At 38.8% G+C, this 20,746-nt stretch carries 22 protein-coding genes; 6 read left to right on the forward strand and 16 right to left on the reverse strand.

Features of this window, described 5'->3' with window-relative positions:
- Positions 1–126: 126 nt before the first annotated feature.
- The 5 genes from ACI48O_RS00080 to fabL all read right to left on the reverse strand — a co-directional run bounded on the left by ACI48O_RS00080 (position 127) and on the right by fabL (position 4,248).
- Positions 127–1,905, reverse strand: coding sequence for an ABC transporter ATP-binding protein (locus ACI48O_RS00080; protein ID WP_435559650.1), 1,779 nt, complete (start codon positions 1,903–1,905; stop codon positions 127–129).
- Between the two features lie 139 nt (positions 1,906–2,044).
- Positions 2,045–2,575, reverse strand: a complete 531-nt coding sequence (gene ntdP, locus ACI48O_RS00085) for a nucleoside tri-diphosphate phosphatase (RefSeq protein WP_435559651.1) — start codon at positions 2,573–2,575, stop codon at positions 2,045–2,047.
- A 195-nt stretch (positions 2,576–2,770) separates the two neighbouring features.
- A complete protein-coding gene (locus ACI48O_RS00090) occupies positions 2,771–3,022 on the reverse strand; it encodes a YgaB family protein (protein WP_435559652.1) in 252 nt (83 codons plus the stop codon).
- A gap of 187 nt (positions 3,023–3,209) precedes the next feature.
- Positions 3,210–3,431: a gamma-type small acid-soluble spore protein gene (locus tag ACI48O_RS00095; RefSeq protein WP_435559653.1), complete on the reverse strand. Its 222-nt coding sequence runs from the start codon at positions 3,429–3,431 to the stop codon at positions 3,210–3,212.
- 67 nt (positions 3,432–3,498) lie between these two features.
- Entirely contained in the window at positions 3,499–4,248 is a 750-nt protein-coding gene (gene fabL, locus ACI48O_RS00100; RefSeq protein ID WP_435559654.1) for an enoyl-[acyl-carrier-protein] reductase FabL, read from the reverse strand.
- A 121-nt stretch (positions 4,249–4,369) separates the two neighbouring features.
- Between fabL and ACI48O_RS00105 the strand changes: the two genes are divergently transcribed.
- On the forward strand, positions 4,370–4,594 hold the full coding sequence (locus tag ACI48O_RS00105; protein ID WP_435559655.1) for a hypothetical protein: 225 nt from the start codon (positions 4,370–4,372) through the stop codon (positions 4,592–4,594).
- A gap of 32 nt (positions 4,595–4,626) precedes the next feature.
- On the opposite strand, the gene mutY is transcribed toward ACI48O_RS00105, so the two are convergent.
- Entirely contained in the window at positions 4,627–5,724 is a 1,098-nt protein-coding gene (mutY, locus tag ACI48O_RS00110; RefSeq protein WP_435559656.1) for an A/G-specific adenine glycosylase, read from the reverse strand.
- Between the two features lie 178 nt (positions 5,725–5,902).
- On the opposite strand from mutY, the gene ACI48O_RS00115 reads away from it, so the two are divergent.
- Complete coding sequence (locus tag ACI48O_RS00115; protein WP_435559657.1) at positions 5,903–6,886, forward strand: metal-dependent hydrolase; 984 nt, start codon at positions 5,903–5,905, stop codon at positions 6,884–6,886.
- A gap of 98 nt (positions 6,887–6,984) precedes the next feature.
- Here ACI48O_RS00115 and ACI48O_RS00120 read toward each other — a convergent pair whose 3' ends face one another.
- Positions 6,985–7,254 carry a YfhJ family protein gene (locus tag ACI48O_RS00120; protein WP_435559658.1) on the reverse strand — a complete coding sequence of 90 codons (270 nt, stop codon included), beginning with the start codon at positions 7,252–7,254 and terminating at the stop codon, positions 6,985–6,987.
- 126 nt (positions 7,255–7,380) lie between these two features.
- On the opposite strand from ACI48O_RS00120, the gene ACI48O_RS00125 reads away from it, so the two are divergent.
- Complete coding sequence (locus ACI48O_RS00125; RefSeq protein ID WP_435559659.1) at positions 7,381–7,557, forward strand: small, acid-soluble spore protein K; 177 nt, start codon at positions 7,381–7,383, stop codon at positions 7,555–7,557.
- A gap of 27 nt (positions 7,558–7,584) precedes the next feature.
- On the opposite strand, the gene ACI48O_RS00130 is transcribed toward ACI48O_RS00125, so the two are convergent.
- Together ACI48O_RS00130 and recX are read right to left on the reverse strand one after the other, a co-directional pair.
- Positions 7,585–7,920: a YfhH family protein gene (locus ACI48O_RS00130; protein ID WP_435559660.1), complete on the reverse strand. Its 336-nt coding sequence runs from the start codon at positions 7,918–7,920 to the stop codon at positions 7,585–7,587.
- A gap of 87 nt (positions 7,921–8,007) precedes the next feature.
- Positions 8,008–8,832: a recombination regulator RecX gene (gene recX, locus ACI48O_RS00135; RefSeq protein ID WP_435559661.1), complete on the reverse strand. Its 825-nt coding sequence runs from the start codon at positions 8,830–8,832 to the stop codon at positions 8,008–8,010.
- Between the two features lie 324 nt (positions 8,833–9,156).
- Here recX and ACI48O_RS00140 point away from each other — a divergent pair, with 324 nt between their 5' ends.
- Both ACI48O_RS00140 and ACI48O_RS00145 read left to right on the forward strand, forming a co-directional pair.
- Positions 9,157–9,282: a YfhE family protein gene (locus tag ACI48O_RS00140; protein WP_435559662.1), complete on the forward strand. Its 126-nt coding sequence runs from the start codon at positions 9,157–9,159 to the stop codon at positions 9,280–9,282.
- 90 nt (positions 9,283–9,372) lie between these two features.
- On the forward strand, positions 9,373–9,561 hold the full coding sequence (locus tag ACI48O_RS00145; protein ID WP_435559663.1) for a YfhD family protein: 189 nt from the start codon (positions 9,373–9,375) through the stop codon (positions 9,559–9,561).
- A 286-nt stretch (positions 9,562–9,847) separates the two neighbouring features.
- Here the strand turns inward: ACI48O_RS00145 and ACI48O_RS00150 are convergent, their stop codons facing one another.
- From ACI48O_RS00150 to ACI48O_RS00175, 6 genes are read right to left on the reverse strand one after another with little or no spacing between them, the layout of a single operon-like run.
- Entirely contained in the window at positions 9,848–10,258 is a 411-nt protein-coding gene (locus ACI48O_RS00150; RefSeq protein ID WP_435559664.1) for an NUDIX hydrolase, read from the reverse strand.
- Complete coding sequence (locus ACI48O_RS00155; protein ID WP_435559665.1) at positions 10,242–12,098, reverse strand: 2-aminoethylphosphonate aminotransferase; 1,857 nt, start codon at positions 12,096–12,098, stop codon at positions 10,242–10,244. The genes ACI48O_RS00150 and ACI48O_RS00155 overlap by 17 nt, the downstream gene beginning before the upstream one ends.
- Positions 12,091–13,221, reverse strand: a complete 1,131-nt coding sequence (gene aepY / locus ACI48O_RS00160; protein WP_435559666.1) for a phosphonopyruvate decarboxylase — start codon at positions 13,219–13,221, stop codon at positions 12,091–12,093. The genes ACI48O_RS00155 and aepY overlap by 8 nt, the downstream gene beginning before the upstream one ends.
- Positions 13,218–14,738: a phosphoenolpyruvate mutase gene (gene aepX / locus ACI48O_RS00165; protein WP_435559667.1), complete on the reverse strand. Its 1,521-nt coding sequence runs from the start codon at positions 14,736–14,738 to the stop codon at positions 13,218–13,220. Before aepX ends, aepY begins: the two co-directional genes overlap by 4 nt.
- A gap of 25 nt (positions 14,739–14,763) precedes the next feature.
- Positions 14,764–16,176: a Mur ligase family protein gene (locus tag ACI48O_RS00170; protein ID WP_435559668.1), complete on the reverse strand. Its 1,413-nt coding sequence runs from the start codon at positions 16,174–16,176 to the stop codon at positions 14,764–14,766.
- 21 nt (positions 16,177–16,197) lie between these two features.
- Entirely contained in the window at positions 16,198–18,813 is a 2,616-nt protein-coding gene (locus ACI48O_RS00175; protein ID WP_435559669.1) for a putative amidoligase domain-containing protein, read from the reverse strand.
- Between the two features lie 211 nt (positions 18,814–19,024).
- On the opposite strand from ACI48O_RS00175, the gene ACI48O_RS00180 reads away from it, so the two are divergent.
- On the forward strand, positions 19,025–19,705 hold the full coding sequence (locus ACI48O_RS00180) for an N-formylglutamate amidohydrolase (protein ID WP_435559670.1): 681 nt from the start codon (positions 19,025–19,027) through the stop codon (positions 19,703–19,705).
- 30 nt (positions 19,706–19,735) lie between these two features.
- Here the strand turns inward: ACI48O_RS00180 and speE are convergent, their stop codons facing one another.
- Positions 19,736–20,614 carry a polyamine aminopropyltransferase gene (gene speE, locus ACI48O_RS00185; RefSeq protein WP_435559671.1) on the reverse strand — a complete coding sequence of 293 codons (879 nt, stop codon included), beginning with the start codon at positions 20,612–20,614 and terminating at the stop codon, positions 19,736–19,738.
- Positions 20,615–20,746: the final 132 nt, after the last annotated feature.

The raw sequence follows: 20,746 nt of genomic DNA on the forward strand, positions 1-20,746 counted from the left end.
TGTCTCGGGAGACCCCACAGGCGCTCTGCGCCGAGGAGGCTCCCGGACTCCCCCTAAGGTGCGCGAGCACCTGGAGCGCAAATCAACAGCCTAATTTAACAGAGCCAATAAAAAAAGACCCAAACGTTAAATACCAGTTTGAGTCTCTTGAGTTTCTTTTGGTTCAAGCTGTTGAACTTGGAATAATTTATAATAATTACCCTTCTTTTTCATCAATTCCTCGTGACGGCCCATTTCGGTAATTTCTCCATGCTCCACTAATACGATTCGGTCCGCATGGGTAATCGTCGATAAGCGATGGGCAACAATAAAAGTGGTCCGTTCCTTGGCAAGCTTCTCTAGCGCCTCTTGAATTAAGTGTTCACTTTCCAAATCAAGTGCTGATGTTGCCTCGTCTAAGACAAGGATAGGTGGGTTTTTCAAGAATACCCTGGCAATCGCAACCCTTTGCTTCTGTCCACCCGATAATTTAACTCCTCTTTCTCCAACTTTCGTTTGGTAACCGTCTGGTAAGTTCAAGATGAAATCATGGGCATTTGCCGCCTTTGCAGCCTCAATGACTTCGTCCTCTGTTGCAGTCGGTTTGCCTAAAAGAATATTGGTCATGACAGACTCGCTAAACAAAATATTATCCTGTAAAACCATCCCGATTTTATCTCTTAATGAACGAACCTTAAAATTAGTTATATCGGTACCATCGAGCAATATTCTTCCCTTTGTTACATCATAAAAACGAGGAATTAAACTCACTAACGAGGTCTTTCCGCCCCCACTCATTCCAACTAGGGCAATCGTTTCGCCCTGACTTACATCAAGCGAAAGATTTTTAAGTACGTACTCTTCTTTATCATTATAAGCGAAGGAAATATTTTCAAAGACGATATTTCCCTTAACATTCTTACATTCCAGCGCGTTAGCAGCATCTTCAATATCATATTTTTCATCCATAAATTCAAACACACGATCCATTGATGCGATTGATTGGGTAATCGTAGTAGAGGAATTTACCAGTCTTCTTAATGGACTATATAACTTATCAATATAAGCAATGAAAGCTACCATCGTTCCTAATGACAAATCATTTTGGATAACTTGATAGGCAGAGTAGCCGATCACAATCAAAGGTGCGATATCGGTAATCGTATTGACCACCGCAAAAGATTTTGCATTCCAACGGGTGTGATCAATGGCTTTCGTTAAAAAATTGCGGTTTTGTTTATCAAATTGGCCTTGCTCAAAATCTTCAATGGCAAAGCTTTTAATCACGGGCATTCCTTGAACCCGTTCATGTAAATAGCTCTGCACCTCTGCAAGTGCTTGGGAGCGAATTCTTGTTAATTTTCGAAGATTCCCGAAAAAATACCGTACTGAAAACCCATAAAAGGGGAATAACACAAGTGAAACGAGTGTCAATGACATATCCATCGAAAACATAATCCCAATCGCTATGACAATCGTGGCCACATCTAACCAGAGATTCATTAATCCGGAGATGACAAACGTTTTCGTTTGTTCCACGTCATTGATTACTCTTGAAATGACTTCTCCAGATCTTGTATTGGCATAATATTTAAAACTTAGTTTCTGGATATGGGTAAATAAGCGATCACGAATATCATAAAGGATTTTATTTGCTGTCCATTGTGCAAAATACTGACGATAATATTCAATCGGCGGACGAAGAATGACAAACACGATAATCATAATGATCATTATCATAAATAATCGATCTAATTTTTGCGAATCGGACATTATATCACTGCCGATGATATCATCAACAACGTATTTTATTAGGAGTGGGATGATTAAGGGGATAGCAAATTTTAATACTCCGATTAAAACTGTCCCAAATATTTGGAATCTATATGGCTTTACAAATTGAAGATATCTAAGAATACTTCCCAACTTTTCTCCCCCTTATAAGAAAAACGTAAGCGCCGGTTCAGCGGAGTCCTCTAGACGCTGAGGGCTTTCGGTTGACACTACAATCATAGGAAAACCTGTTGACGATTATCAACAGGCATTTCGTTCTTTTATTTTACCATTACCGTCTGTAAGTTAGATACCTCTCATACCAAATATCAATAAAATCCGGTGCAAAAGGGCCTTTTCTTTGACGGATCCATTGGATAAGCTGATCTACATTTCGTTTCAAAATTTGATCGATGATATCAGGATATTTCATTTCCTTTCGATGACGTTCATATTCATCCTCGTCAAGCAGATTAAACGTCATATCCGGAAACACTTTAATATCTAAATCATAATCAATATACTTTAAAGCTTCATTGTCAAAAATAAATGGTGAACTGATATTACAATAATAATAAATTCCGTCTTCACGGAGCATCCCAATCACATTAAACCAATATTGTGAATGAAAATATACAATCGCAGGCTCTCGTGTAATCCACGTTCTTCCATCCGATTCCGTAACCATTGTTCGATCATTACCGCCAATGACTAAGTTTTGCGTCCCTTTCAAAATCGTTGTTTGGTCCCAGACGCGATGGATGTGCCCATTGTGTTTATAGCTATGTATTTGTACTGTTTCACCTTCGATGGGTACGCCCACTAATCTCCCCTACTTTCATTCCGGACGCTTTGTAACCAATGAAAATAATTGTAATAAAATAAAAAAAGGTAACAAAGAACAATTCCTATTTTCTACTATTATAACGGTAAAACACATATTTTAAAACAAAAGAGCCATTGAAAAATGCTTCAATGACCGGATTTCGTCGATAAATTTTCCTAAATTATCTATATTTTAGCAAATAACGTTCAATCCTTGATAAGATCGAATCACTTCTTCAGTTTGTTCCTCAAAGACTTGATGGATTTCTTTTAGCTCTTTCTTCATACGGATAATTTCGGATTGAACATCTTCCAGTTTAGTCTCCTCTTGCAATTTTAACAATTCTTGCTCAATTTCTTGACATCTTTCTAGCTCTGATTGAAGCTCTAACAATTTATCCATTGTTTTCATTTGCTCTGAAACCAAACGGTTAAAGTTGTTCATTTTCCTCCACCGTCCTAAAAATAAGATTAATATATGTATTCGTGGATAATGAAGGAACTCCTTTGACTAGTTATGTTGATTATCAAGTACTTTTGTCGAAAAGATAAAATCAGGAGTTAAAACTGTACAGAAAAAAAGAAGGCACTCTTTCCCTTAAAAAGAGTGCCTTCTTTTATATAGAAACTAATTAGCTTTGACCACCAAATTGGCCTGAGCCTTGGGATTTTCTTGCTTGAGATTGCTGGTTTTGTCTTCTTACTTCAGCTGCATTCGTTTCGCTTGCGAACTCTGTACCAAATTGGCCAGCGCTAGCACCTGCTCCACCTTGAGTAGATTGAGCGTTTTGTTGTCTTACTTGCTGAATGTTTGTTCCAGCAGAAGTTTTGTTTGGTTGATTGAAATTTGCCATTGTTATCACCTCCACGCTAATTAATATAACCAGCGAATGAGGTAAAACTCACGGCAGTTTTTCCCAATTATAAAAGTAAAGAAATCCCACCATCTACAATAATGGTTTGTCCTCTAATCATATCCGCCTCTCCGGATAATAAAAACATAACCGTATTAACGATATCTTCAATTTCTACCATTCTTCCGGCCGGTGTTCTTCGTTTAGCCTCAGCCAACATTTCCTCACGATTTGGAAAATGCTTTAAAGCATCAGTATCAATTGCTCCGCCAGAAACTGCATTGACAATGATGTTTTTAGATGCAAGTTCTACTGATAAATATCGAGTTAATGCTTCAACAGCAGCTTTTGAGACACCTACAACAGTATAATTTTCTAAAGCACGGATGGATCCTAGAGAGCTAATGCTTACAATTCTTCCTCCACCGTTTTTCTCCATCAATTTAGCTGCTTCCTGTGCGCAGAATAGTAATGCTTTACTGTTAATGTTCAAAGTCCAATCCCAATGCGATTCTTCAAGCTCCATTAAAGGACGTTGAACACCTGAAGCCGCATTACTAACAAACACATCAAGGCGACCAAACTCCTGATCAATTTGTTCAAACATGGCTTTTATTTTATCTACGTCGCCGACATTGGCTCTTACTACTAATGCTTTTCTTCCTAATGCTTCTATCTCAGCTGCAGTTTCAAGCGCAGCTGTTTTGCTTCTAGCATAATTGATAACGATATCATAGCCTTCTTTTGCCAGGCGAAGCGCAGTCGCCCTTCCAATTCCCCGACTACTGCCAGTTACAAGTGCTACCTTTTGAGTCATCCTTTATTTTCCTCTTTTCTATAATACATGTTATTTTTATATTTTAGCTTTTCCTCGTATAGTTGACAATGAAAAGAATAAACTAACCGAAGAGCAAACAAGTTTTGAAAGGAGCAATAACATGTATGTTGGACGCGATATGACCGAATTACTTATGATGTCAAAAACGGATTGGCGAGACAGTGAGTTAGCATATTTCCACCATTCATTTCAGCAAGTAGTCCCCTATTTAAATGTCGAAGGGCAGGCTCTCCACCGTGACATTATTAAAGAAATAGAGCGACGCGGCGGATTGAAACGCCATGATGCGGACTACACACATGGGACTGAAGTGATTTACGATTAAATATTAATTTACTGCTACACACAGGCTCTGTATTAAAAATCCAAATACATTTTCAACATTTTCTGATGCGAAACAGGAAAAGCATATTCTGAAAGCTCATCAAGTGAAACTAGTCTAAGTTCGGGTGATTCCTCAACCTCGGTAGTCATATTTCCTTTATAAACATGGATGTTCCATTCTAAATGAGAAAAGACATGGTCAATTTGGCCAAGATAATCACCGATCACCGCCTCAACCATAAATTTTTCTTGTAAGGATTTCATTAAGTGCTGTTTTTCATTTTTAAACGTAAGATGAGTTTCTACATTTGGAAACTCCCACAAATTTGCCAACAATCCTTCTTTCGGGCGTTTATGGATTAACAGCTTTCCTTCATGGTTAGAAAGGACCGCTGAAACAATCGAAACTAAGCGCTCCCTTTTCTTCTTCGTTTTAACTGGAAGCTGGTCCTGCACCCCCTCAGAAAAAGCGTGGCAATGGTCTCTTACAGGGCACAATAAGCAAGATGGTGATGTTGGCGTGCAGATTAACGCCCCTAACTCCATTAATGCTTGGTTAAAATAAGACGGATTTTCGTAAGATATGATCGTACGAACTGCCTGTTCAAATATTTTTCGAACCGATGGCTTTGCAATATCCTCTGTTATTAATAAAATTCTCGACAGTACCCGCATCACATTCCCATCAACAGCAGGCTCTGGAAGCCCAAAGGCAATACTTAAGATGGCTCCCGCTGTATAGGGTCCCACCCCTTTTAATGAAGCAATTTCTTTTGGTGAGTTTGGAACCTGTCCACCATAATGTTCATGAACCTCCTTTACAGCCGCATGAAGATTCCGAACGCGTGAATAATACCCAAGCCCCTCCCATGCTTTTAATACTTTTTCCTCATCCGCCTCTGCAAGTGTTTTAATGGTTGGAAACTGTTTTATAAACCGATTGTAATATGGAATAACGGTGTCCACTCTAGTTTGTTGAAGCATAATCTCCGAAACCCAAATTCGGTACGGATCTTGATTTTCCCGCCATGGAAGCTGTCTCTGCTCCACTTCAAACCAATTAATTAAGTCTGCCTGAAATGCGATTTGATCAAACTTTTCCAGCCGTTCCAAGTTGTTATTATTCTCCATTCCGTCCTCCGTAGGTAATAAGATTTAACAAGTTGCATACCATAAAAAGTGAAGTGTATTATGATAAATTTTTGTTTAATTCGAAAGCATTCTTGCTGTAAAAAAGCACTAATTATTGTTAAAATTTAGATAAGGGGTTCCCTAACCGTCCAAATGCGTAACGAGGAGGTTTTTCCTTTTGGATACAGGTACTCATGTTGTAATGGGACTAGCTCTTGGGGGATTAGCTACTTTAGACCCTGTCGTAGCTGGAAGTACAGCTACAGCGACCAGTGTCTTAATCGCCACCATTGCAGGCTCTCAAGCACCTGATATTGACACTGTTTTAAAGCTTAAGAATAACGCAGTATATTTAAGAAACCATCGAGGCATTACCCATTCGATTCCTGCAGTTTTATTGTGGCCGTTGATCATCACTGCGATCCTCTATCCATTTTTTCCGGAGGCTGACATGCTCCATCTTTGGTTATGGACGTTTTTAGCAGTGTTTCTCCATGTGTTTGTCGATATTTTTAATGCCTATGGAACCCAAGCTTTACGACCATTCTCTTCAAAATGGCTTGCGCTTGGAATTATTAACACATTTGACCCGTTTATTTTTGGAATGCATATTGCAGGATTAATATTATGGCTATTGCTCGGGGCTGATCCAGGGTATACCTTCCTTGGAATTTACGCTGTCATTATTGCGTATTATATTATCCGGTTTCAGGCCCAGCGACGAGTTCTTCGTGAAGTAAAACAAATTATACCGGATGCTACCGATATCATCATCGCCCCGACAATGAAATTTAATCAGTGGCGCTTAGCGATCATGAACAAGCACCAATTTTTTGTTGGCAGAGCTCATAATAATCATGTTAACATCATTGATCAATTTAATCGCATCCCTGTTCCTGATACTCCGGTACTGGATGCGGCAAAAAAAGATAAAAACCTGGCTGCCTTTCTTTCTTTTTCACCTGTCTATCGCTGGGAACTTGATGAATATGATGACTATTACGAAGTTAGATTTATTGATTTAAGATACCGGAGTAACGACCATTATCCTTTTGTTGCAGTTGTTCAATTAAATTTGGACCTAGACATTATTAAATCATATACTGGCTGGATTTTCAGCGAGGAAAAACTTAGAAAAAAATTAGATGTACTACCCGGGTAAGCTTGTCTTGACTGGACCCGTTCTAGCGACAGTACCGTATCGACTAAGCCAATTCCTCTAAAAAATAGTAAAGCGATGCTTAAAAGGCATCGCTTTTTTCAGTGAAGCATCTTTGGTTTTTGATTTAAAAAGTCCTTATACTTTGGATTCTTGGCAACAAAGTCGTGAAGTTTACTTCCGTATAGATCAATCCACTGCCGAACGATTCTTTCAGTTGTTTCACTGCCCATATATTCTTCGCCCGCTTTTGCATAGGTCGTTTCAAAATCATCCCACAAAAGTTCTACCCATGTAATCGCCTGATCATAAGAAAGCTGTCTGTTTTTTTCTAGTAATAAATTGGCAAGACGCTGATGATAATCATTCATTTTCCATCCCCCTTTTCCATCGATTTAAAGACATAGTTCCCATCTTTAACTCAAATACTATAAACACGTGTGAAGCTAAAATCCATGTTTTACACGTTTCCTATACCGTTTGAGGAGGGGTTTACATTGCGGAATAAAGTTCAAGGCTTCCCTAATCAAAACAATATTAAGCTCGAAGGCGAACCTCGAGCAAAAGCTGAATATGCATCTCGGAGAGCAGATGGGTCGATTAACACTCATCCGCAGGAACGCATGAATGCCTCAAGCCATCGTGAAAATGAAACACCTGATTTTTTAAAATAAACGCTCCGCTTAATGAAGCTCGAACCTTTATTCTTGGTTTCGGGCTTCATTTTTCAACATTGAAATCGGAACACCCTCTTCTTTTCCATCTCCGTTTAATCTATAGCCCCATGCAAACACACCATTCATATAATCGACTTTAAAATAAGTCCCCGGGGCACCAATCATTTCATATATTTCCCCTGGTGAAAAATCTTCAGGATTTAATAAATAAGCTTTTGCCATAATCGCTTTTCTTTCTATTACAGCAAATTCATTCACCATTCCCATTTGTTCTGCTTTCCGTGCTTTTTCATTAAGAGTAGCAATTTCTTGCTGTAATTCGTATTCACTCATTTCACTATAACGCTTTTCGAGTTGCATTGACTCACCCCACAATTCTTGTTCTATATCATAAGTATAGTCATTTTTTGTCGACAAAGAAAGAACACCGACTCGGTGAATCGTTTCTCATTCAGCAAAATCGTCATGATCCTCTATTTCCGATAAGTATTGTTCTATTAGGTCAAGAGGAAAACCCTTTCGATAAAGAGCTTGTTTCATTTTTTGAGAAAATTCAAAGCTTGAATAGCCTTGATACTTTGATTTGAGCTTCGCTCCATGTTTTCTTAGAGCTTCCATTTCGTCTGAAGAATCATTTTCTATATCAAGACTGGAAATGGCTTCTTGAATCATATCAAACGAATATCCTTTTCTAAAAAGCATTTGTTCAAGCTTTTGTTTTACTGCCTTTGTTGAGTCCTTCGTGTTTTTTTGTGAATATTTATGAGCTAGCTGAGTTGCCTTTTCGAGTTGCACCTGATAAGGATATTCTCCTAGCGCTATTTCACTTATTGGATCGATGATTCCTTTTTCCTTCAGTTCCTGTTGAATCACAATCGGCCCTTTATCTGATGTGTTCACTTGAGTCCTTACATAAGCTAAGGCGAATTCTTGATCATTAATAAATTTATGATGATAGAGCTTATGAATCACTTCATTGATAATGGACAAATCAATGCCCTTTTTTTCAAGAAATCGTCTTACCTCAAGCTCCGATCTCATTCGTATCGCTAAATATTGGATTGCTTGCGAATATGCCTTTCGGATATCATCTTGAAAGAAGATTTCCGTCATGAAAAAATCGTCAAGCTCCATTCCTTTTTTAAGTTGATATTTGATTAATACATCTTCATCAACACTGAAAGCATACTTCTCGCCTTTTCCATCATCGATAAAGATATTGTAACGATCCTTTTGTTTTTGCTGAACGGAAATTTTCGATATTACCGGCATCTTTATCACCTCTTTTTTTAATGTACCATATTTATTGAAGGCTCAGTTAAAGAACAATGTTGATTTTTGAGCAAGCTGTTGATTGGAGCGGAAGGTGAGAGACTCCTGCGGGAGAAGGTGTCTCGGGAGACCCCACAGGCGCTTGCGCCGAGGAGGCTCCCGGACTCCCCCGCGGAAAGAGAGCACCTGGAGTGGAAATCAACAGCCAAATTTAACAACCTTAATGAACAATCACCGTTTATCATATTAATGGTATTGAACTATTTTGATTAGGGAAAAATGGAAACTGTGACTAAAAACCCCTTTTGAAAGGATGAATTCTGGATGGATAAGAAAAAACGCGAAAAAATGAGAACAACCTTAACGAGTGCACAAGAAGTCAATTATCAACGTGAATTTAGAATGGCAGATCGCGCAGGCGGATTTACAGAAAAAAGACCACGCCATTAAATATTTCCATTCATAACGAATCCCCTTTCAACAAAAGATATATTGGAAAACAGTCTGTTTTCTAAGTTTACAATTGAAAGGGGAATGCAAATGGGTCGAATGCATGGTCGTCATCATACACGTGATAGCAATAAAGGGTCACTTCCACAGGTTCCAAAAAATATGAAATCTGATGGTATTGACGTAGAATATTCTCAAGAGCTTGCAGACCAAGCAGATTTGGAAGCTCAAGCACGTGCTAATGCGGCAAATCAACGGGTAAAGCATAAGCGAAAATAAAAATGCTCCCTGTTACAAAATTATTTCCTAAAAAATAAACCGGGCGCTGGCCCGGTTTTTTATCAACAACTATCGTCTCTTTTTATTCATCAACATCCAATTGTGCACACTTTTATCCACATTATTGTTAATAATGTGGATAAAAGAAAGAAAAAACTTATTTTTACATGTTTTTTTCAGTAATTTTCTGTGGATAAAAAAATGTGGAAAACCTATTGTGTTTGTTGATAATGTGGAAAACAATATGGATAAGTAACAGGAAATAATTTATAACCGTTATTTTCACTCACCATTCGATAATATAAGGTGTATTTTTTACTTTAATGCACCTAAATAAACGATCCCTAAAATTTTTAACTTGAATCATATTCATTGCATCGTCATAACTGAAAAAACCGACTTCATCATTCTCATTAGACGCCGCCAGCTTCCCTCCTTCTTTTTTTCCTTCAAATACAAATACTGAAACAGAGCGGTTCATATCATGCTCAACACCTAAAGTTCTGCAAAGCTTAATATCAATGCCCGATTCTTCTTTTACCTCTCTAATTGCAGCAGCTTTAATGGATTCACCTCGATTGACATATCCGCCGGGGAATTCCCATCCTCGTCGAAAACCTTTTACCAGTAAAATTTTATTATCTTGGTCTAAAACCATCACCGCAACAGCTAAACTGTGACTAGGAATTTGAATCACCACCTTTTATCCTATTCAGATAACTTTCTAATAGGGCGATGAATCGTTCCATATCCTTTGATGTGATATTGCCAATATTAGCGACTCGAAACGTGCTTTGCTTGTCGAGCTTGCCTGGGTAAATCGTGAACCCATTTTCGTAAAAAAAATCATGCATTTTATTAAAATTATAGTTCGGATGTACCGGTTCTATGATTGAAGTAATTATTTTTGAATGGCAGTTTTTTGGGACCAAATAGTCTAGGCCCAGCCGATTAATTCCCTCGATTAAAGTTTCCCAAGATTTAGAGTATCTTTCATATCGATTGTGGATTCCCTCCCACTTTGTCTCGATTATTGCCTGCTTAAGGGCATATAAGGTTTGAACAGGAGGTGTAAATCGCATCTGTTTCGTATGAATGAACGAGAGATACTGTTCATAGAGATTTAAATATAAATTACGGGGTTTGATTTCCCTTGTTTTTTCTAATTGTACTTTGTTGGCAATTACAAATGAAACCCCAGCCATTCCTTGAAGATTTTTATTTGCGCTTGCAGCCAAATAACTAATATTCATCTGATTTACATCAATCGGTATTGCAGCAAAAGAACTCATTGCGTCAACAATCATTGTGATTCGGTGTTTTTTACATATTGCTCCAACTGCTTCAAGCGGATTGAGTAAACCCGTCGTAGTCTCATTATGAACAATGGCAAGATAAGCCACTTTTTGAGATGAGGCTTCAATTACCTCCTCAAGCTCTTGAATATCCAATGGTTGGTCAGGTGCGCTTTCATACACCAAATAATGTAACCCGTATATCTCGGCAATTTGGCACATCCGCTTCCCATAGGCTCCATTGTTAATAATCAAAACGGCCTTTTCCGACTCGACGACTGAGCTTAGAATCGATTCCACCGCTGCTGTCCCAGATCCGCCAAATAGAATCGTTGTGTACTCTTCAGGATGTCCGGCTAGCTTCGTTAGTTCTTTCGAAATATATTCCATTACTTCCCCAAACTCTGTTTCTCTTGGACAAATATCAGGGACTACTTGAGCATATTTAACTGTATCTGTTGTTGTCGCAGGTCCAGGGTTTAATAAAACATTACGTTTAACTAGGGTTGGAACCTGCTCCCGCGCTTTAATTAACGGGTATACGATGGATACGGCTCTTGACCAATGCTGTTCGTCATCAACCTCACACCAAACTAAATTATTCCGCTTAAGCACAGATATTTTCTCCGTTTTTGCCGTCTCAACAAGACCATGTTCATAATCCAAAGTTAAATCAGTGGAAAAGAATTTTTCGACACACAGACACATCTGTTGAAATGTCTTCCACGAAAGCTTTGTTATCCCAACTAACTCTGCATATATATCGTTTAGATCTTCTCGTTTTTTTGACATATGAAGCAGCTGATGATGTTCATCCGCTTCGATAAATACCTCATCACCAGAGCCTGTTAATCCGCTGGCCAAAATACAATTAGCATCCTCACATTCAAGTAAATCCTTAAGCGCGGATTTTTCATAAATCACATCAGATTCTAAAAGAAGAAAATCTGTCTTAATAACATCCTTTAGTTGATAAAGAGTGTACATACTTCCAGAGGAATTGAATTTTTCATTGTGAAAACACTCAATTTGTGGATATTTTAAAGCAAAGTTCTCATAATCCTGTTTCATATATCCTGTACCAAGATAAATTTTCGTTACTCCTGCCTCTAGTAATTTTTGAATTGAAATTTCGATGATCGGCTCATCCTCAATGAGCAAAAAACCCTTCGGATGCTCTCCAGTTCGTTCTCTAATCCGACTTCCCAATCCCGCAGCTAGAATAACGGCTGTATTAATCATCCAAAAACACCTGCAATCTCTTTTTTACTTCGAATGGCTTCATTTTGGGTCTCCCAAGTTCTTTTTTTGAACCCGAAGCAATTTTTAAATAAATGAAGGTAAGCTGTTGATCTCTCTGCCAATTTTTAATACTCTCGGCCAGTTCTTCGAGATTATGAGCATAAATAGAACGTGGGTAAGCGCAGGCTGCCGCGATTTCGGAAAAATGGATATGGTTTGAAACGGTACGTTGTCCGCCAGTTGAATCATGTGAGTTATTATCAAGAAGTATATGGAGAAGATTAGGCGGGGAGCAGACCCCGTTTGTTGCTAAATTGCCTAATCGCATCAGCAGTGCCCCATCGCCATCAATCGCAATGATTGATTTATCTGGTCTTGCTAGAGCAAGCCCCAAGCCAAGTGAACTAACACAGCCCATTGAGCCAACCATGTATAAATTATTTCTTGAATCCTCCAGTTCATATAGCTCCCTGCCAGTTTTCCCTGTGGTGGCAAGCTGAATAGTGGAAGGATTTTTTAAAGAATTGATGACAGCTAAGGCTTCGTATCTTGTTGGTAATTCATCATTACTGCTTTTATTTTGATGAATTCCGTTAAGTTTTTCTTCTTCTTTTTCCTGAAGGAGGGGTACTGTATCGAAGGTTCCTTTTTTAACGATAAAGAAATAGGATTCATTTAAATCGATACAGCGATTGGCCCGCTCTAATTGTCTCTTCGCCTCATTAACATCGCTTGAGAGATATTCCCATTTTAAATTCATAACGGTAAGCAATTCTGGAGTGATTTGTCCCATTAACTCATGCTGGGGTTCATCTGGGAGTCCAGGTTCACCGCGGAGGCTGATAAAACCTAGAATCGGGATTTGAAAGGGATAAGTGAGAGAAATTAATGGAGACGTAGCGTTGGTTAAACCCGAATTTTGCATTAATACAACTGATTTCTTCCCGCCTAACGAAACCCCGGCGGCGATTGCAATAGCCTCCCCTTCATTGGTAGCCATCACGTATTCACAATCATTTATCGTAAAGTTGATGAGATTTTTTAAATAGGAACAAGGAACTCCACAGAAAAAATTAAAACCAAGTCTTTTTAACTCAGCTCCAAAATTAGCTGTATTGATCATGTTGTATCACCAGAACTTTGAATTTTTGTATAGGAGTCAAGATCAAGCCAAGAGCCTTTCATATACTTAACCGCGATAGGGTGCAGCGTATGAAGATAATTGAACAAGTCGCCTAATGTAAGTTCGTTAAAATCCTTTCTGTTTGCGAGCTTATCCAATGCTTCTCGCAATACAGCAGCTCCTTTTCCGGATACTTTCCATACACCGATAAATTCGCCATGTGAGGTATGATTTTTTAATTCGTGCGTCATTTGAACAAAATCTACCGTTGCTGAATAAAGATTTTTAGAGTAAGGTACCTGTGCAGTTACATAGTTTCTCCCTATCGTGTGATCGTCAAAGTCAGGATCAACCATGATCGTAATATCATTTGTATCCTCGATCACTTCTTTAACGACATGGGGCTTATAAATGATTTCCCCGTAGCTGATGAGTGTATTCTCATTTATTTTGTCACGGACTGTAAAGAGCGCACTCAGTTCTCCCCCATTCGTTTTACAATCACAAAGCTGTTCCTCTGCATCTAAACAGCCAATCTTCATGATATCGCTTATACCAGCCGTTTTTAATTGATTCATTTGCTCGGGTAGAAGAGGCTGAGCACCTGATTGCCTTACAAGAATAATAGAATTCCAATTATTTTTGGATCGATTTAAATAGATTTTTTCGGCACGGGTAAGCTCCTCCGCACCTTGGAGGCGGAATACCTCCTCTAACGGAGTTACATGATTTTCAATATTGATTAAGCTTTCTTCTTTAAAAATTTGGTTAGTCGTTTCCTTAATAGCCTTAATCGATGCACGAAGATTATGATTAGCCCAAATGCACAGCCCAATCCCCAATTCACGAAAACGCTGGGTTGGAACCGAATAGTATTTCGTTGGCACAATGACAACCGGCAGCCTGCCGGCCCACTCCTTGATGAACGCTTCAATTTCGGAAATATCCGAGCGTTTGCTGTGCATGAGGATCGCGTCTGTTCCAGCTTGGCGGTAAGCCTCAGCTCTTTTCATCGCTTCCCCAAGCCCCCACCCGGCTATAAAGGCCTCGACCCTGGAAACAACCATAAAATCTTCATCGGTTTGACTGTCCTTCATTGCTTTAATCTTTCCACAAAACTCATCGATATCAGCTAATGGCTGTGCTTCACCCTTAATAAAGGAATTAGTCTTCGGAAAAATCTTATCTTCAATACAAACACCGCCAATTTGGCGTTGTTCTAGTTTTTTCACTAATCTTCTTGCGTTATTAAAGTTACCGTACCCCGTATCTCCGTCAAGAAGAATCGGAATCGATGTGGCATCACTCATAAACTCTAACACTTCCAATACCTGTGTCCAGGAGGCTTCGTTATTATCACGTACACCCATTGCTGCTGAAATAGATAAACCACTTCCCCAAATCCCTTTGAAGCCGGCCTCCTCTACAATTTTTGCGGACAAAGCATTATGTGCCTCCATGATGAATTCTAGAGGTGAACTTGTAATCAAGTTTCTAAGTTGAGTTGTTTTCTTCATGGTATACTCTCCTTGCTTTCACTTTTCATCTGCTTGGGATAAGTTTATTTCTAAGCTCTTTAAAGCTCGTTTGTTTCATCACTCGATGAGTTACCTTGAGCAGTATGGTTGTTTCCTTGCTTAAGTGAGGCTGCAACACGTTAAATACTTCATCACCCGTTTCGCAAAAGTGAACCTTTTCAGGAGCCATCCCATACTTTAAAGCCGCTTCCCCAATTACTCGCGCTTTTTCCCCTACGATAATAAGAAGATCCACGTCTGAATCAACAGCTGCCTTCCCCATTTCACTGTATTGTTCATTAGCATAGGTGCCCTTTCCAAGCTGAGGCATATAGCCAAGAAGCGCAATTGACTTTTTATCTTTCGTCACACTCTTCAATACTTGGAGCGCGGAAGTCATGGACAGCGGTGAATTGTTCCACGAATCATCAATAATAGTACAGCCATTGCTTCCTTCCATAAATTCAAGATGTGATTTTACCTGCTCAAAGGTTGCCAGCCGATGGAGAGCGCTATCAATCTCAATCCCAACATAGGATACTGCCGCGATTGCGGCAAGAGCATTGTATATGTTGTGTTCACCATAACCAGGTACAAAGCCATTATAAAGATTTCCTTCATGCCAAAATGTAAAGTCCATCCCACCGAAGCCGTATTCCACATTGTCAATTCGATAGTGGGATTGTTCACTTTTTCCAATATAGACGACATTTTTATAAGGAGTTGGATCGATCACCCGTTTGATATTTTCATCGTCTGCATTCAAAATTAAAATTCCATTAAGGGGATCTAATCCCTCAACAATCTCTCCCTTTGCCTTCATATAAATCTCTGGCGTTTCGCAATCAGTTAAATGATAGACATCAATATTTAATAAAATTCTAATTTGGGGCTTAAAGCACCGGCATGCAACTCGTAAATATCCCGGATAAGCTACCGGCATTTCAAATACTGCTACTTCAGTGTTATCATCAATCCCAGTTAAATACCTTAAATTTACCGACATGGAATTCATGCTCATCCACGTTGCTTTTACGACAAAATCCTGTTTTAACATTTGCTTTATCATTTCTTTCGTCGTTGTCTTGCCACATGTCCCCGTTACACCAATGATGGGGATGTCAAAGAGTCCGCGATAAAATTCGATAAATTTCCAATATGCATCCTCTAAATGATCAGTCTCAATTAAAATGACTTCATCTCCAAGATCTGTACAAAGCTGTGGTTTATCCGTAATAATCACAACATCTTCATTATATTTCCAGTACTTACCCCTAATCCGTTCAGAATCCATATGAAACAACAATGTATGATCTTCGATATCTTTTTTTGAATAATCGATAACATGCTCAATAAGTAAATTCCTTTTTCCAGAGCCCTGAACGATACGATAATCGCCAATTTGCGCCAGAATATCATTTAGTCTTAAACTTTTCACCTAGTAGTCACCTCACAAGATTTATATCTTGAAATCCTCACCCTGATACCCTGCAAGAGATGCGGCATAATTTAAAAGACGAATTCCAGCCAAATTTCGGAGTTGATAAGCTCTTATCTGTGAAAAAAGGTTGTCAGGCTTTGAGTTCACCTCTAGCAATTTAATGGAATTGTATTCGTCAATACATAGATCAACTGCCATTTCTCCAAATGTCCCCACCTTATTCTCCACTGTTGTCACGATACTTCGAGCAATCTTTCCTAATTGCTGCATGATTGAACGACGTTCCGTCGGGTCAACATACAAATGCTTTAACACCTTGCTTATACGCATGTTTACCTCTGTTTCATCAGTCATTACATCCTCATCGGTTAATCGAGTGACCATGCCTGTTCTAAACCACTTATGCTGGCCATTTTTTTGCATATAGACCCTGATTTCCAAATTCTTCCCATTGTATTGCTTTCGTCTTATCCCTTCCTGAATAAGGTAAAGATATTCCTTCATTAGTGGTGTAAGTAATGCAAACACTTCTTCTAAACTATGAAGATGCTGCACCTTTTTTTCACTGATATTGAACCAAAAGATTCCCGTAGGTCTTCGAATGATTCGGATAACGCCGTTGCTCATTGCTCCGACAACTGGTTTAAGGAATATCTCACCGTAGTGATTGAGCATATTGGTTAGATCAGATGTGTGATTAAGAAGGCAGGAATCTGGTAGAACTTCCTCATGATCTTGAACAAGAAGCTTATGGGTCTCCCATTTGTTACCTGTTAGGATCGATAATTTCGTTGGATTAATAAACGGGATTTTGTAAACGGACTGAAGCTTGGTTCGGACTTCATCAATTAATGGATTTTTTTTTGTAGAAAATAGGCGGTCGTATATGACTGCTGGAAATGGGAAGATTCCGTCCCCTGAAATCGTTGTTCCCTTAATAATTTGTTGATCCCAATTAATATCCTGCGGTTCAAATACATAGACAAGCATTTGCTTTTCCGCAGCAAGTCGTTCAATGTGCTGAAAATAAGTGGTTTGTCTATCAAATGGTCGGACAGCGAGAATGCCTATTATCGGTCCCAGTGAAAGTACACCATTATCAGATGAAATTTTGGGATTCCACTCTCTAGGTAAAGATAATTTTTCACGTAAAGATTTCGAAAGTTGGACCATGTTTGAATTTCGAAACGAAAATGGGTAGGGCCGGATTGTTGCTTGGGTGATGCGGTTTCCAGCTCGAATGTAGGTGGGTACTCCTTCAATTAAGTCGTATTTCAATCTGGTTTTTTTCGGGATTTGGATAACCAGTCCTTGATCAAATGTTTGCTTTGATACAGTTAGGCCCCAGTGCAGGCGAATGTCACTAGATTCAGAATGTGGAAACCCCGTTTCGATTGCCTCAAACAGATATGATAGTTCCCTTTCATATTGCGGATAGGTTACAGTATTGATTAATTTCTTTTTAATTTCTGGCCATAGTTGTTTAAGATTTACTTGGTTTCCTCGGTAATAAGCACGTTGGATAAGTGGATCAAATAAAAAGTGGCTAGTTAATTCATGATGATGTATTGCAACTAAATGGGCTAAGCATAAAAGCCCTAATGACAAATGTGGATCAATAATCCAAGAACTTAACGAAATATACTCAAACCCATAAGGCTTTATCCGGAAGCGTCCTAAGCCGCCATGGTTTGTTCTCCTTCTAAGTTTGGCCGTTATCGGGTTTTCGATCATTGCAAAGGGAATGGCTAGAAATTGGTCAAGAGCTCGAAGTAAGGACAAAGACACCGGCAATCCAAAATGGATATGACCGCCGCACTGATAGCCGGAAAAGGGCATGCTTCCAGCTCTAAATTGAACATTTTCATATGGAACCATATCAGAAGCTTGACTCATCAATTCTTTTATATGATTAAAGAGGTCATGAGGAGTTTCTGCTTTTTCAGGTCTTATTTCCACTAAGGCAAAGTCATCGCTATCTTGTTCAATTCTTCGCTCATCACACCCCACTTCACCGCCTATCGGAAAAAAAGTGGATGATGGCAATAGCTCATTATCGCAGCTTAACATAAACTCAATATCTGCCCCGATTGTAAAAGTAAGCTCGGGTTTGCTAACGGGTTCTACATAAGGGGAATGAGGAGGATTAATGTCAGTGACAATAATAGATTCATTTTCCAAGATGCCTACTTTTACAAAGCCATTGTTTAAACCGGTAACATAAAGAGCACGAATCGCAACACTCAACCATTCTTGTGAAAAGCTGCTCGGATCTGCTTCAACCCAATCCCAGCCAAAGGCTTTTGTTCGAATCGGTACCTCATTAAAAACAACCTGTTGACCGACTGCGACTTGGATGCTTTTTAACGATAACCCGTCGATTTTTAACATGTATTCCGTTTCAATTGCATACATTTTTGTAAAAAAATCAGATGAATCCGTTAGTGCCTGCTCTTTTGTATGAATAATCGTTAAGTCGTTCCCATTATGATGTCCGAACTTTCTGCCGATAATCGGGTACTTACACGTTTTCGGGTCAACCAATTCATAGGTGGGTACATTATTCAAATGCAGAATTTGATGCATTTGTTCTTTATCTGAAACCATACAGAATCGCTTTCCCGTCAATTCCATATGTAAAACCTCCAATTTTTAGAAAATCATTCACAACTAATTTTCTAGTTTTTTCAAAATAAAGCCGGTTAATTCTTAATATATTATCGAAGCGGTAAGATGTTTCTTGCAAATTAAGAACGGAAAAAATAAAAATGGTATGATCCTTTGTACTAGAAAACATCTGCTAAACAAAACCTGATTATCATTGGAGAAAGCGGAGGCAAATACTATGACAGTACCATATATAAAACAAAAATATTTGAAATTCCATAAAGGCAAAGGGTTCATTTGCGGTCATGTCGATGCGTTACATGCAACCCCGCCTGCTGCTGATAAATTTACTGATAAAATCGTAGAAAAGCTTATCATTGAAATCGGATGTGCCGGGATCATTAGTACGGTATCAAGACTAGAATGTGATTTGAATCGGAGTCCAAATGGTATAAATAATGCTGGGATATATGAGTATCGGCAGGCAATAAAGGAGATCCTACATTTCTTGCATATTGTCGATCCTGTGCAGCAAAGGCTAACAACCCCATACTTACATCTTTCCTTTCATGGAATGAAGGATACGAATTATGGGCCGTATGCTATTGAGATTGGAACACAACGTGGTAAATCATGTTCCGGAGAAGTTCTGCAGTGGTTTAAGAAAGCTCTATTAGAATCCATTCAAGGTATTTCCCCAGAAATAACGATTGTGTTCGACAAGAAGTTCAAAGGGAATGAATCGATCATTGCTCATCGGCACGGTGATATTGATGGTTATTTAGGCTACGGACACCACTTTCACACATTTCAAATTGAATTGTCCAGGACGATTCGAAAAAAATATTTAACTAAAATCACTCGAATATTTGCAAAGATAATGAATGACTTTCAAACAGAGTTCGTGGCAAAACAATAGCCATTCCTTGTGAATTAAACTCTCTACTAATCAAGCTTTTTCTTCGAATAGCTCCTGTACATATTTGGGTAACGAAAAGGATGCTAAAAAAATCTCTGGAGTGATGTATTTGGTATCCTGATGTTGTAATTTGCTAAGATCCGCTTGAAGTGGATCGTATTTCTTTGATGCTAAAGTAAAACTCCACATTCCACACGGAAAAAGAGGAATGAACACTAGATAAGTGCGACAGACTGGAAATAGGGGTCGCAAATTGTTAACAGTTCTTCTTAAGATGGATTGATTATAAAATGGTGAACCTGATTGAAAGACAACGATTCCATCATCTGAAAGTGCGTCAAAAACATATTGGTAGAATTCCTGATTGAACAACTTCTTTCCTGGTCCAACGGGATCTGGTCGATCAATCATGAGCACATCATAACTTCCTTTCTGCTCTTTAATCCAATCAAACCCATCACGATGAATCATTGTTAATCTTTGATCCTTTCCATCAGCGGGCGTCAGCCATTCTCTACATAATTCGGTAACCCGCTCATCAATCTCCACCACATCGATTTGTTCAATTCCCTCGTACTTCATAGCCTCGCGTGCATGACCACAATCACCACCCCCGATCATTGCTACCTTTTTCGGATTTGGATGGGTCACAATCGGAATATGACTGATCATTTCATTATAAATAAATCCATCATATGTCGATACTTGCGGGGTTCCATCCAATACTAGCATTCTTCCAAATGCAACTGTGTCGACAATGCTAATCTGCTGAAAAGGTGATTGCTCATAATGCAATAAAGCATTCACTTTATAATTTACTTTTAATTTTGCGTTACTCACATAATTTGAGATCCATAAAACACCATTGTCATCTTTTCTGAAACCTGAAAGAGGCTTCCTTTGACTCATCCGAATCAACTCCTTTTTCAACATCTTAATACTTACAGAGTTTTTTACTATGCCTATATCCTATTCATAGAGGTGAAGCTGGGTTCTTAATCTAGTTAGAATCCATCAATTTTACAAAAGTCCACTTCCATA

It is taken from the genome of Neobacillus terrisolis (assembly GCF_051233475.1).
Lineage (GTDB): Bacteria > Bacillota > Bacilli > Bacillales > Cytobacillaceae > Bacillus_BU.

Excerpts from the sequence above, each read along its gene's own strand:
- speE (WP_435559671.1), bottom strand. The coding sequence starts at position 20,614 with ATGAGTCAAAGGAAGCCTCTTTCAGGTTTCAGAAAAGATGACAATGGT.
- ACI48O_RS00140 (WP_435559662.1), top strand. The coding sequence starts at position 9,157 with ATGGATAAGAAAAAACGCGAAAAAATGAGAACAACCTTAACGAGTGCA.
- aepX (WP_435559667.1), bottom strand. The coding sequence starts at position 14,738 with ATGAAGAAAACAACTCAACTTAGAAACTTGATTACAAGTTCACCTCTA.
- aepY (WP_435559666.1), bottom strand. The coding sequence starts at position 13,221 with ATGATCAATACAGCTAATTTTGGAGCTGAGTTAAAAAGACTTGGTTTT.
- ACI48O_RS00145 (WP_435559663.1), top strand. The coding sequence starts at position 9,373 with ATGGGTCGAATGCATGGTCGTCATCATACACGTGATAGCAATAAAGGG.
- ACI48O_RS00120 (WP_435559658.1), bottom strand. The coding sequence starts at position 7,254 with ATGAATGATTATCATCAGCGTCTTGCCAATTTATTACTAGAAAAAAAC.
- ACI48O_RS00180 (WP_435559670.1), top strand. The coding sequence starts at position 19,025 with ATGACAGTACCATATATAAAACAAAAATATTTGAAATTCCATAAAGGC.
- ACI48O_RS00155 (WP_435559665.1), bottom strand. The coding sequence starts at position 12,098 with ATGATTAATACAGCCGTTATTCTAGCTGCGGGATTGGGAAGTCGGATT.
- recX (WP_435559661.1), bottom strand. The coding sequence starts at position 8,832 with ATGCCGGTAATATCGAAAATTTCCGTTCAGCAAAAACAAAAGGATCGT.
- ACI48O_RS00130 (WP_435559660.1), bottom strand. The coding sequence starts at position 7,920 with ATGCAACTCGAAAAGCGTTATAGTGAAATGAGTGAATACGAATTACAG.
- ACI48O_RS00095 (WP_435559653.1), bottom strand. The coding sequence starts at position 3,431 with ATGGCAAATTTCAATCAACCAAACAAAACTTCTGCTGGAACAAACATT.
- ACI48O_RS00105 (WP_435559655.1), top strand. The coding sequence starts at position 4,370 with ATGTATGTTGGACGCGATATGACCGAATTACTTATGATGTCAAAAACG.
- fabL (WP_435559654.1), bottom strand. The coding sequence starts at position 4,248 with ATGACTCAAAAGGTAGCACTTGTAACTGGCAGTAGTCGGGGAATTGGA.
- ACI48O_RS00090 (WP_435559652.1), bottom strand. The coding sequence starts at position 3,022 with ATGAACAACTTTAACCGTTTGGTTTCAGAGCAAATGAAAACAATGGAT.
- ACI48O_RS00175 (WP_435559669.1), bottom strand. The coding sequence starts at position 18,813 with ATGGAATTGACGGGAAAGCGATTCTGTATGGTTTCAGATAAAGAACAA.
- mutY (WP_435559656.1), bottom strand. The coding sequence starts at position 5,724 with ATGGAGAATAATAACAACTTGGAACGGCTGGAAAAGTTTGATCAAATC.